The sequence below is a fragment of the Acinetobacter sp. P8-3-8 genome, from assembly GCF_000214135.1.
In the GTDB taxonomy this organism is placed as follows: Bacteria; Pseudomonadota; Gammaproteobacteria; order Pseudomonadales; family Moraxellaceae; genus Acinetobacter.
The window spans coordinates 1-11,982 of the sequence record NZ_AFIE01000072.1; the positions used below are offsets into that span (position 1 = coordinate 1).

The 11,982-nt window shown below is 39.5% G+C and carries 9 protein-coding genes and 1 pseudogene; 3 read left to right on the forward strand and 7 right to left on the reverse strand.

Annotation, left to right across the window (positions count from 1 at the left end; all coding sequences use genetic code 11):
- Positions 1-220 precede the first annotated feature (220 nt).
- From GGG_RS0117230 to cadR, 6 genes are all read right to left on the reverse strand, one after another.
- Positions 221-1,120, reverse strand: coding sequence for a cation diffusion facilitator family transporter (locus tag GGG_RS0117230; protein WP_004665978.1), 900 nt, complete (start codon positions 1,118-1,120; stop codon positions 221-223).
- 85 nt (positions 1,121-1,205) lie between these two features.
- Complete coding sequence (locus tag GGG_RS0117235; RefSeq protein WP_005265669.1) at positions 1,206-4,364, reverse strand: efflux RND transporter permease subunit; 3,159 nt, start codon at positions 4,362-4,364, stop codon at positions 1,206-1,208.
- A complete protein-coding gene (locus tag GGG_RS0117240) occupies positions 4,354-5,589 on the reverse strand; it encodes an efflux RND transporter periplasmic adaptor subunit (RefSeq protein ID WP_004281853.1) in 1,236 nt (411 codons plus the stop codon). The genes GGG_RS0117235 and GGG_RS0117240 overlap by 11 nt, the downstream gene beginning before the upstream one ends.
- A 1-nt stretch (position 5,590) precedes the next feature.
- Positions 5,591-6,958 (reverse strand): TolC family protein, encoded by a 1,368-nt coding sequence (locus GGG_RS0117245; RefSeq protein WP_004281854.1) that lies wholly within the window; start codon positions 6,956-6,958, stop codon positions 5,591-5,593.
- Positions 6,959-7,007: 49 nt separating this feature from the next.
- Positions 7,008-7,418 carry a hypothetical protein gene (locus tag GGG_RS0117250; protein ID WP_004733191.1) on the reverse strand — a complete coding sequence of 137 codons (411 nt, stop codon included), beginning with the start codon at positions 7,416-7,418 and terminating at the stop codon, positions 7,008-7,010.
- Between the two features lie 142 nt (positions 7,419-7,560).
- On the reverse strand, positions 7,561-7,953 hold the full coding sequence (gene cadR, locus GGG_RS0117255; RefSeq protein WP_004281856.1) for a Cd(II)/Pb(II)-responsive transcriptional regulator: 393 nt from the start codon (positions 7,951-7,953) through the stop codon (positions 7,561-7,563).
- A 90-nt stretch (positions 7,954-8,043) separates the two neighbouring features.
- Between cadR and GGG_RS0117260 the strand changes: the two genes are divergently transcribed.
- The 3 genes from GGG_RS0117260 to GGG_RS0117270 are packed head-to-tail and all read left to right on the forward strand — an operon-like array spanning position 8,044 to position 11,415.
- Complete coding sequence (locus GGG_RS0117260) at positions 8,044-9,324, forward strand: cation transporter (RefSeq protein ID WP_010117221.1); 1,281 nt, start codon at positions 8,044-8,046, stop codon at positions 9,322-9,324.
- An 11-nt stretch (positions 9,325-9,335) separates the two neighbouring features.
- Positions 9,336-9,596, forward strand: a complete 261-nt coding sequence (locus GGG_RS0117265) for a FeoA family protein (RefSeq protein ID WP_004281857.1) — start codon at positions 9,336-9,338, stop codon at positions 9,594-9,596.
- Positions 9,586-11,415 carry a ferrous iron transporter B gene (locus tag GGG_RS0117270; RefSeq protein ID WP_010117223.1) on the forward strand — a complete coding sequence of 610 codons (1,830 nt, stop codon included), beginning with the start codon at positions 9,586-9,588 and terminating at the stop codon, positions 11,413-11,415. The genes GGG_RS0117265 and GGG_RS0117270 overlap by 11 nt, the downstream gene beginning before the upstream one ends.
- A 327-nt stretch (positions 11,416-11,742) precedes the next feature.
- Here GGG_RS0117270 and GGG_RS19980 read toward each other — a convergent pair.
- Positions 11,743-11,982: pseudogene (locus GGG_RS19980) on the reverse strand (pyridine nucleotide-disulfide oxidoreductase); the annotation flags it as partial.

Here is an 11,982-nt window from a genome sequence, read left to right on the forward strand (position 1 = left end):
TTATTTTTGAATAGCATGTTTATTTACTCTCATTTAATACTTGTTAGATATTCTAACTTTAAAGAATTAACACCCAGAGGACTCATAAATTACATTCTTGTAATTTTAAAATGTCTCAGGATGGTGTTTAAAGTGCGTGTGATAAATAGAAGTGTAATACAGGAAAATGGTAAGGTTTATCAGCCTAGTCATCTGTCCATTATGTAGAAAGAGCAGCACTTTAATGTTTATGCTGTTCCAATGTATTACATTCCTTACTTTCTATTTGTAACGTAATTTCAGTAATACTATGATTATGTTTTAGAACGTCTAAGGCCTTTTGATAGAGCTGATCTGGATCGCTATTAGGAGCAACCAAATGAGCAGTTAAATGAATGTTTTTTGAAGATATAGCCCAGACTTTCAACTGATGAATCCCTTCAACACCCTCTAGCATCAATAAATCATTTCTTAACGACTCAATATCAATCTCATCAGGAACCCCTTCAAGCAAAATATGGATACTTTGTTTTAATAAAACCCAAGTTCGAGGTAAAACCCAGAAGCCAATTAACACAGCGATTACGGTATCTACCCACATCCACTGGGTAAAATAAATGACCACTCCTCCGATAATCACGCCTATCGATCCCAGTGCATCACTAAGGACTTCTAAATATGCGCCTTTCACATTTAGACTTTCTTGAGCACTCGCAGAAAGGATTTTCATTGAAATCAAATTTATGACCAAACCAATGACTGCGACAATCATCATTCCAACACTTTGAATTTCAGCAGGATGCGTAAAGCGTTGGTAAGCTTCATAGACAATATATATCGCCACCACAAAAAGCATCACTGCATTAAACAGAGCCGCTAAAATTTCGAATCGCTGATAGCCAAAAGTTCTTTTATCATCTGCGGCTTTTTTACCAATTTTGATAGCAGCAAGAGCAATAGCTAATGCGGCTACATCAGTAAACATGTGAGCGGCATCAGACAGTAATGCTAAACTTTGGGTAATAAAAGCAGCGACAACTTCTACTATTAAGAAAGTAGTCGTTAAACCCAAAGCAAACATTAATTTCTTACTATTTCCTTCAGTAACAACCGCATGGCTATGATCATGATGTTCTGACATAAAATTTTCCTTATTTAATCCATGATTAGCAGAGATATTTGAGACAGACCCAATATCTCTGCTAAAAGTTGCTTAATCTAATGGATTAAGAAGCTTTCTTTTCATTCATCCACCGGTACAGTACGGGCAATAAAACCAATGTAAGCAGGGTAGAGGAGATAATTCCTCCAATAACCACTGTTGCTAAAGGTCTCTGTACTTCTGCCCCAGTTCCGGTTGCCAAAGCCATCGGGACAAACCCAAGGGACGCCACACAAGCGGTCATCAGCACAGGTCTAAGACGCAAAATTGCACCCTGCCACGTTGCATAATAAAGGTCATATTGTTGTCGCAACTCTTTGATAAAGGTAAGCATGACTAAGCCATTCAGTACAGCCACCCCCGATAGTGCAATGAAGCCAACCCCTGCTGACATGGATAATGGAATGTCACGCAACCACAACGCGATTAAGCCTCCACATAAGGCAAACGGTACACCACTAAAGACCAGTAAGCTTTCTTTGATATTATGGAATACAGCCATCAATAAAATAAAGATCGTCAACAATGCGAGCGGAACCACCAATTGCATACGCGCTTTTGCAGACATCAGATTTTGAAATTGACCGCCATAATCTATCCAATAACCGCTTGGTAATTCCTGTTTGGATAACGTGCTCTGAAGCTCTGTTACGAATGAGCCTAAATCACGTCCTTCTACATTTGCAGTAATAACCACTCGACGTTTACCATTTTCACGGCTGACCTGATTAATACCCAGGATATTTTCAACGCGTGCCACATCTTGCAGTTGGACTAAACCACCATTCGGCAATTGAATAGGAAGTACCGCTAACTGTTCAGGACTACGCTGGGATTCATCTAGACGGATGACAAAATCAAAACGCTTGTCTCCCTGTAAAATTGTTCCAACATTCTGGCCACCGACACTTGTAGCTACCAGATCCTGAATTGCTCTTACCGACAAGCCATATTGTGCAGCTCTGGACTTATCCACCTCTACATTCAACAAGGGTAAGCCACTGGTCTGTTCTACATTAACGGCTGTCGCGCCTGAAATTGAGTTAATTTTTTGAGAAATTTTATTCGCTTCGCGATTTAGAATCTCCATGTCATCACCAAATAATTTGACACCCACATCACTTCGCACCCCTGAAATTAACTCGTTAAAGCGCAGTTCAATGGGTTGCGAGAACTCACTGTTATTTCCCGGCAATGTCGCTAAGAAAGTAATCATTCTTTGGCGAAGCTCATCAATCGTTTGTTTTGGATCAGGCCATTCATCATGAGGTTTTAACAGTACCACGCCATCTGAAATGTTGGGTGGCATAACATCTGTGGCCACTTCTGCTGTACCGGTACGAGCAAAGATCGCTTTAATTTCAGGAAATTCTTTCAACAGTAACTTTTCAGTATTTTCCTGCATTCTCAGTGACTGTTCTAACCCTGTACTTGGGGAACGCATTTGCTGAACAGCAAAATCACCTTCACCCAGTTGAGGTGCAAACTCGCTACCTGTTTGAGTGGCTAGCACGCCCGTAAGCACTAAAATACAGGCAGCCACAATAGTCACAAATAAACGAAGCTCATAGGCTTTATCTAAAAGCAGTTCATATTTGGTTTTAAGCCAATGCATCCAGCGACTTTCGGTTTCCTTGACTTCTCCAGTGACAAATAGGGCAACTGCGGCTGGCACAAAAGTGACAGATAAAATCATGGCCCCAATTAAAGCCAGTACAACAGTCATTGCCATAGGATGGAAAAGTTTGGCTTCTACACCCGTCAGGGTAAAGATAGGTAGATAAACCACCAAAATAATTAACTGTCCAAAAATCAGAGGACGACGCGCCTGTTTTGCAGCCAAGAAGACTTCTTTAAATCTTTCAGAACGGCTAAGTAAACCACCTTTCAGCTTCTGAGCTTCTGCTAGCCGACGGATACAGTTTTCTACAATAACCACTGCACCATCAATAATAATACCGAAGTCCAGTGCCCCTAAACTCATCAGATTTGCACTAATCTTCTGCTCTGCCATTCCCGTCAAGGTAAACAGCATTGACAGTGGAATAACGCAAGCCGTGATCAGCGCAGCACGGAAATTACCTAGAAAGAGAAATAAAATAACAATGACGAGGATTGCACCCTCAATCAAATTTTTCTGAACGGTTTTGATCGCCCGATCAACCAAATGCGTACGGTCATACACAGTCTCAATCACCACACCTTTAGGTAGCGATTGCTGGATCGATTGCACCTTTTCATCAATGGCTTGAGCAACGGTACGGCTATTTTCTCCCATCATCATCATGGCAATACCCAATACAGTTTCTTCACCATTATAGGTTGCAGCCCCTGTTCTTAAGTCATGACCAATTGAGACATTGGCGACATCTGCCACCCGAATCGGATAGCCGTTTTTATTGGCAATACTGATGTTCTGGATATCTTCAATCGTGTTTAAAGTGCCGGGAACACGAACCGTTAGCTGTTGTCCATTTTTCTCAATATAGCCAGCACCACGGTTTTCATTATTCTCTGTTAAGGCAGTTTGTAAATCAGACAAAGGAATTTGCAATTGTTGCAATCGGTTCAGATCAGGGGCAACCACATAGGTTTTATTAAAGCCACCGATACTGTTGATCTCAGCAACGCCTTTTACGCGCTGTAATTGCGGTCTTACAATCCAATCCTGAATTTCACGTAAATCCATCGCCGAATAAGGGGTTCCATCCGGCTTTTTAGCATTTGGTTCGGCTTTAATCACCCATTGATAGATTTCACCTAAACCTGTCGAAATAGGCGACATGTTAGGTTGCACATCTTCAGGCATTTCTCCCATTGCTTCTTGCAAGCGCTGGTTGATAAGCTGTCTGGCCCAGTAAATATCCGTGCCATCTTCAAAAATGATGGTCACTTGCGATAAGCCGTAGCGTGAAATCGAACGGGTTTGTTCCATTTTCGGCATGCCTGACATGGCATTCTCGATTGGATATGTAATCCGCTGTTCCATTTCTAAAGCCGTAAAACCATTGGCTGAAGTGTTAATCTGCACCTGAGTATTGGTAATATCTGGTACAGCATCAATCGGTAACTTTTGATAACTATAAATACCAATAGCAATCCAAGCCGCAATAAACAGCATGACCCAGATTGCGTTATGGATAGAAAACTGGATCAGTCGATCAAACAGTCCTTCAGGTTTTACCGATTCGTGGTCTGGAATTTGAGGAGTTTCAGTGCTCATGTGAAGCCTCTCCTTTTTCCAGCTCGGATTTCAGTAAAAAACTGCCTTGAGCGGCATATTTTTGTCCCTGACTAAGCCCACTCACCACTTCAATCCATTGGCTCTCCCCAGATGATTGCCCTAATTTCACAGGTTGCGGACTGAATTCAACTTTTTGTCCATGCTGAGTGGCGACAAAAACCACATCTTTTCCATCGACATTCTGAACTGCGGACTTAAGTACCCGTAATGCGGTACTTTCACTCCGTTGTTGCAACTGTACGTTCACCATCAAGTTTGGACGTAATTCGGTTGCATTCGATTCAACTTTTGCTCGCACCTGAAGACGACCTGTTTGAATATCCGCTTCAGTATTTAAAGTCTGAATAACAGCTTGATAAACCTTTTCTGTTTGCAAGGATTTAAATTCGATCTTTTGATTCGGGGCTAAGCCCATAATTTCAGAATTTGGAACAATAAACTCAAGCCAGAGTTGATCTAACCGGTCTATCGTAAAGAGTTGATCGGCTAACTGAACATTTTCCCCGAGAACCAAATCCTTTTTACTGATCACGCCAGAAATGGGAGCTTTCAAAATATAGCGTCCGTTACTGGCATTCACTGCACCAAATGCACTTAAACGTGATTGGGCCGCTTGAACCTGAATTTGTGCCCGTTTATAGCTGTTATAAGCACGTTGATAGTCCTGTTTTGCTGAAATGCCCTGTGACCAAAGCTGACGCTCACGATCATAGTCTTGTTTCGCCAGTTCAAGGTTGGTTTGTTCAATTTTAAGATTGGCCTGCTGATCAACTAGATCAGGAACAAGCAACGCAGCCAAAGGCTGTCCTTTCTGAACTTTTTGACCGAGTTCTACATAGACATTTTCTACATGACCACTAAAACTCGGTGAGACGTGCGCTTGCTGGTCAGTATTCACATTCAGTTTGGCAGGATAAGAACTTAATTTAACCACCGGGCCTTGATCGACCGCTGATAATTGTATGCCCTGTTCCACCAGTTGCTTGGCAGTCAGGCTCACACCTTCTGCATGCTCTTCGGTTTCACCGCCATGTTCTTCTCCGCTTTCTTCCTCTGCATGTTCATCTGATGTTTCCGATTTATTCTTACCAGTTAAGATCAAAAAAATACTGAGGAGTACGGTAGCGCCGATAACCAAACTAATCAGTAGAGGTTGAGAGATTTTTCCGCTCTGTTTTTTTAAGCTGTTTTTAAGATCGAACATGTTAATTTCCCCCACCAATGACAGGCATGGCCTGTATGTCTTGCCATAAGTTTTGATTGATTTGTGCAATAGCATCTTTCGACATGACTTCACTTGGGCTAATGCCTAAGCTCAAACTTTCTGCTTCAATGGCCTTTTGCCAGCCATCCCGTAACAACTGGACTTTACGCAGACGGATGTCTTGTAATTGAAGCGTGGCTTGCTGAACATCGGTTAAAGCAAACTTGCCTGCCAAGAAACCTTGTAGCGTCTTACTTTGAACTTGAGTCGCCAAAGGAATTTGAGTCTCGTCAACGACTTTGAATTGCAGCTCTAAACCCTGCAACTCGGTTAAAATTGTGCCTATTTGCAGCGCATTTTGCTTCAGATAAAACTCTTTCTGACGCTCTAATAAGTTCATTTTTTCTTGCGCGATTTTTATGCCATTTTGCTGACGATCGAAAATATTAAGCGGTACACTGACTCCGACTACTAATTGATTTTGTGTGGAGTTTTCCAAGGATTGGGTGCGGTTGACACCTAGGTTTAAAGTGGGGTTAGGACGTGCCTTTGCCCTTAGTTGATCAACCGTTGCTTGAGACTCTAATACCAGTAAAGCTCGATATTTCTCAACGTAGTTTTCCGCTAAATATTCTTGAACCTGTTCATGAGTCGATTTTGGCCAGAGCTTTTGTGAAGAGAGGTTTACCTGCAATGACTTATCAGACGTACCCCATAAATTTGATAATTGTTGGGTGGCCACTTGTACCTGTAAGTCTGCCTGTCTAAAAAGACGGATATTTTCAGCATGGCTTAAACGTGCGCGATTTACATCTACTTGGGCAATACTGCCTGCATTAAAGCGCTTTTCGATTGCTTGAAGGTTTTCTTGGCTCACCCGAAGTTGTTCATTGACAATGTTTTTTTCAAGTTCAGCAATGGCCAGTTGTGACCATACATATTTCACTGCAAGCTCAATTTGTGCTTGATAAATCTTCTGTTTCAGCGCTGTTTTATCTGTAGAGAGACTGGCTAATTTTTGGTTTGCTCTTCGCTCACCAAAAATATCCAAGGGTTGTGATATGCCAATGGTAAGCTCTTTTTCATTATTTGAACCAAATCCCGTTTGTTCAACTGACAGTTCAGGATTTTTAAACAGCTTACTTTGCTGAAGATTCGTGGCATTAATGCTGTTTTGCGTTTCCCAGAAATTTTGGGACGCTTGATATTGGTTAACCTGCTCAATAGCTTGCTGCAGCGTTAAATCTTGAGTACTGGCGACTACGGAAGTACTGAAGCTGATCATTGCAGATAGCAAGATACCGCTACCTAAGGCTGACCAGGATAAATTCAGGATGGAGGTATCCTGATGTAATTTGTTTTTTGACATGAAAATGCCCCACGCATAATGAAATTAGGAGTGGTGGGCTTTTATAAGACTACCCCACCAATAGTAGGGGCAAATCGGGAGGCGGGGTTAATTGATCCAGATAAGGGGGTTTATAAAAAGTTATTCCCAAATAAGTTGGGGTAATGCCGGTCTCAAAATTAGCTTTAAGCTTCAGATCATCGGGTGGGTCAATCTGAATCACGATTGTATTTGAGAAATGACTGCACTTTTCGTTAAAACAAACCTTCTGACAATAGTCATAGATTTCTTTATAGTTTTCTAGGGAATAAAGTGCTTGACGAGGACTATCACTCTTTTCGTCTAAATCGATTGGATTAGAGAGTATTGAATTGGGTATGTTTGGCATTTCATGCAGACACGCAGCCTCTGCCACACTCCAAATATTCTGGAATGTGAATAAGAGTACCAATATCTGGATTAGAAATGTTTTTCTCTTCATACACAAATCTGTATTTAAAACACCAATAAGAAGCTGTCCAGATCTATCAAAGATCTGATCACAGAATTTGAGTAACCTTAAACTTTTTGCAGCCTTAAGTAAAGATATACAGAATTTTTGAAAAAAGCATAGGTCTAGATAATCAAGCTAGATTTTTTAGAACTCCACATTGGTCAATTGTACATAAACCATCACAAGTACCTCTTAAATCAGATAATTGTTCAATAAGCTTTTGTTGCTTGATTATATTTTCTCTGATAGCACTGACATGTAAGTCAATTAATTCATTCACATCTGAACAATTTTTCTTGGGATTATCTTTATAGGTGAGTAATTGACGAATTTCATTCAAACTCATATTTAAAGTTCGGCAATTCAAAATAAACTTAATTCGCTCAACATAGCCTATATCGTAAAGGCGGTAATTTCCTTCCGTTCTTTCGGGTTCCGGAATTAAACCTTCCTTTTCATAAAACCTAATTGTTAATACTGAACATGAGGTTTTTTTAGAGAGTTCACCAATTTTTAAATGCATTGAGTTGGTATTTCCAAAAAATCTTGACTCTATAGTAACTATAGGGATTCTAATATTCAAAGTTTATAAATTTTTTTAATGGGTATAACTATGAGTGGCTGTGGATGTAGTAAAGAAACACCATGCGAAGATAAGAAATCTCAACAAGAAAATCATCCATCAATTGCAGAAGCAAGCAATTCAAAGAATTGTGATAATACGCCTAGCTGTTGTGGTGAAGAGGAAGAAGAAAAATCTTCATCTCCTTGCTGTAACACTTCAAACAGTTGTGAAGATACCGCTCAATCCTGTTGTGGTTCTGATCCCAAAGAAAATTTAAGCACTGAAGACGTTTTAAAAGATTCGCACTACATGAGTGAATACTTAGTTCCCAAAATGGATTGTTCTGCGGAAGAACAGATGGTTCGTATGGCGCTATCTTCAATTGATGGTGTTCAAAAACTCATCTTTGATTTACCTAACCGGTCTTTAAAGGTTCTACATAATCAAAAAGATGAAAATATAACTACCAAACTTGAAGCTTTGGGTTTTGGTGCAAAGCTTGTGAAGACTGAAACTTATATAAGCAATCAACAAGCTAAGCAAACAAGTACCTATACCATTCCTAAAATGGATTGCTCTGCTGAAGAGCAAATGGTCCGTATGGCTCTTGCAGATATTGAAGCAGTTAAAGGTCTTACTTTTGATCTTCCCAATCGAAAACTGAAAGTCTTCCATAATGAAGGGAGTCAGCAAATTACGGCCAAACTTGAAGGACTGGGTTTTGGGGCGAAACTTGATGAAACACAGCTTTCTTCAGGCGATATACCTAATGAACCTGATCCTGTGAGACAAGCTAAAGTACTTAAACTGTTATTAGGCATTAATGCTCTACTTTTCTTTATAGAATTCATCAGCGGAATTATTGCTGCGTCTACAGGATTGATTGCTGATTCTCTAGATATGTTTGCCGATGCAGCCGTTTATGGTATTGCGCTATATGCCGTCGGAAAAGCTGCGAAATATCAAGTGAAAGCAGCCCATTTCGCAGGTTGGATTCAGTTATTACTTGCTGTCATCGTGATTATTGATGTCATTAGACGATTCATGTTTGGAAGCGAGCCAGAATCAACGCTCATGATTGTTATTGGCCTGCTCGCACTTATAGCTAACGTGACATGCTTATATCTTATTTCTGGTCATCGAGAAGATGGCGCACATATGAAAGCCAGTTGGATTTTCTCGGCGAATGACGTTGTCGTAAATATGGGCGTTATATTTGCCGGTGTACTCGTGGCGTGGACGGGATCAGCTTACCCAGACTTAATCATTGGCATCCTGGTTTCTTTATTCGTGCTTAATGGTGCTCGAAAGATTTTGGCTTTGAAGTAAGAGTATCGAAAATGAATCTATTTCAAGTTAAACAAAATCAGATCGTCAAAATTAGAGATCTCAAAAAAGGTAATCAATACAGTCATACCACTGATCCCGTATTGGAACGGCTCCAACTATTAGGTTTTAGAGAGGGTGAAACTCTACAAGTACTCACTAAAGGTGTTTTTGGCGGAGATCCTGTTTTAGTTCAAATTGAAACTTCAAGATTCGCATTAAGAAAGAATGAAGCTGAAAGAATTTTTGTAGAGTTAGTATCCAATGAAGATTAAGAACATTGCATTAGTCGGTAATCCAAATTGCGGAAAAACCTCTTTATTTAATACGCTTACTGGTACGCGACAAAAAGTTGCCAACTATGCTGGGGTTACCGTAGAAAGAAAAGAAGGTTCTTTTAAATTACCTTCTGGTGATGCAATACGAGTATTGGACTTACCCGGAACTTACAGTTTAAAACCTAGTAGTTTAGATGAAGAAGTCACCAGGGCAGTTTGTTTGGGCGAGCTAAAAGGTGAAATTCTACCCGATATTTTTATATGCGTTGTAGATGCCACAAATTTAAGCTTACATTTGAGCTTGGTTCTCGAAGTTCGTGCTCTAAATCGCCCTATGATTCTTGTATTAAATATGATGGATGAGGTCAAAAAGCGTGGTATTTCCATTGATAAGGATAAACTGTCTCAACTGTTAGGTATCCCTGTAGTTGAAGCTGTCGCAGTTAAAACAAAAGGAATTCAAGATTTAATTAATCAATTAGATCAAAAAAATCTTTTTATTACTCCTTATCATTCTGAATTAAGTCATTTTGAACAGGTCAAACAAATCACCAAACAAGTTATTTTAAATAATGACAGTGGTGATAAAAGAACCGCATTTCTAGATAAAATTTTTCTACATCCTGTATTGGGTTTAGTAATCTTAACTTTAACCATGTTTGTGATGTTCCAGGCGGTATTTATATGGGCAACGCCTTTTATTGAATTCATTGAAAATTTTGTCGCATGGCTCAGTGATTTTATTGGACCACTAATCCAACATCCTCTATTAAAAAGCTTGGTTGTGGATGGGGTAATTGCTGGTGCAGGTAGCGTGCTTGCATATATGCCTCAGATTTTGATTTTATTCTTCTTCATTTTAATGCTTGAAGAGTCAGGCTATTTACCCCGGGCAGCATTTCTTTTAGATAAATTAATGTCTAAAGCCGGGCTTAGCGGCCGTTCATTTATTCCTCTGCTATCCAGTTTTGCTTGTGCCATTCCCGGAATTATGGCAACCAGAAGTATCAGCTCTGAACGGGACCGATTAGCAACAATTATGATTGCACCCTTGATGACCTGTTCAGCAAGATTGCCAGTATATGCTTTATTGATCGCGGCATTTATTCCGAACCAATTAATCTACGGCTGGTTAAGTCTGCAAGGATTAGTCCTTTTTGGTCTTTATATGTCGGGAATAGTCTCAGCGTTATTAGTTTCAGTGTTTCTGAAATTGGTTCGAAAAGATAAAACTGAAAGTATTTTTATTTTTGAACTTCCCACATACCGAATTCCAGATATTAGAAATATTGCATTAGGCTTATATGATAGGGCAACTATTTTCTTAAAACGAGTTGGTGGCATTATCGTCGCACTGTCTATCTTGTTATGGGTGCTAGTCACGTTCCCTCAACCACCAGATAATGCAAGCATGCCGGCCATTAACTATAGTTTAGCTGGTCAGTTAGGACATTTAATTCATCCTATATTTGCGCCTATTGGGTTTACATGGGAAATATGTATTGCACTCATTCCTGCTATGGCAGCAAGGGAAGTTGTAATTGCTGCTCTTGGGGTGATTTATGCGATGTCAGGTGATGAAGATACAGTAACTCAAAGTCTGTTAAGTCAAATTTCAGGCCCGGATGGATGGGGGTTAGCCACAGGTTTATCATTATTGGTATGGTTTATTTTTGCTCCCCATTGTCTTGCTACGTTAGCAACAATTAGACGAGAAACTGGCACCTGGAAACAGCCCATCATTATGGCAACTTATTTGTTTGCATTAGCCTACATCTTTTCATTCATCACATATCAAGTTGCGAGTAATTTTTAATTAGCAAATGAATAAAAGAGGGGAGCTAGCTCCCTTATTTTATTGAAATACTCACTATAAATGAAGTGCTTTTACAAGGAAAACTGCATAGATATCAATAATATTAAACAGCTTCCTAAGAAAACTTCTAATTTAATTATAAATTATGAAAGAGTTCCCTCTTTTTAGTGCAATTCATGAAATTAGGTTTAAATATCAAAAATTATGGCTTAATGAATAGCATGATCTTGTAGACACTTTTAGTGAAATAATAATCAAAATATTGGAATGCTCCCAGTAGCCTAGACACAAAACCGATTCTAAAATTCTTATACTCGATATGGATAATTATTCTGAAAATTTTTTAGTATTAATTTCTTGTAGATAAGTGAAGATCTCATCTACTGTAGCTCTCGCTGTTCTAGAAACGCCAATTAATGTTGCAGATGCCATACCTGTCCAATCTCCATATCCAACTAACCACAAGTTAGGTAACTTAATAGACCTTCCATTTTGAACTTCTACAAAGTTATCTCGCTCTACTATATCTATACTTTTTAGATGATTTAATGAAGCCTTAAATCCAGT

Bases quoted from the DNA above. Each gene is read 5' to 3' on its own strand.
- GGG_RS0117270 (WP_010117223.1), top strand. From the start codon at position 9,586: ATGAAGATTAAGAACATTGCATTAGTCGGTAATCCAAATTGCGGAAAA.
- GGG_RS0117245 (WP_004281854.1), bottom strand. From the start codon at position 6,958: ATGTCAAAAAACAAATTACATCAGGATACCTCCATCCTGAATTTATCC.
- GGG_RS0117260 (WP_010117221.1), top strand. From the start codon at position 8,044: ATGAGTGGCTGTGGATGTAGTAAAGAAACACCATGCGAAGATAAGAAA.
- GGG_RS0117240 (WP_004281853.1), bottom strand. From the start codon at position 5,589: ATGTTCGATCTTAAAAACAGCTTAAAAAAACAGAGCGGAAAAATCTCT.
- GGG_RS0117235 (WP_005265669.1), bottom strand. From the start codon at position 4,364: ATGAGCACTGAAACTCCTCAAATTCCAGACCACGAATCGGTAAAACCT.
- GGG_RS0117265 (WP_004281857.1), top strand. From the start codon at position 9,336: ATGAATCTATTTCAAGTTAAACAAAATCAGATCGTCAAAATTAGAGAT.
- cadR (WP_004281856.1), bottom strand. From the start codon at position 7,953: ATGCATTTAAAAATTGGTGAACTCTCTAAAAAAACCTCATGTTCAGTA.
- GGG_RS0117230 (WP_004665978.1), bottom strand. From the start codon at position 1,120: ATGTCAGAACATCATGATCATAGCCATGCGGTTGTTACTGAAGGAAAT.
- GGG_RS0117250 (WP_004733191.1), bottom strand. From the start codon at position 7,418: ATGAAGAGAAAAACATTTCTAATCCAGATATTGGTACTCTTATTCACA.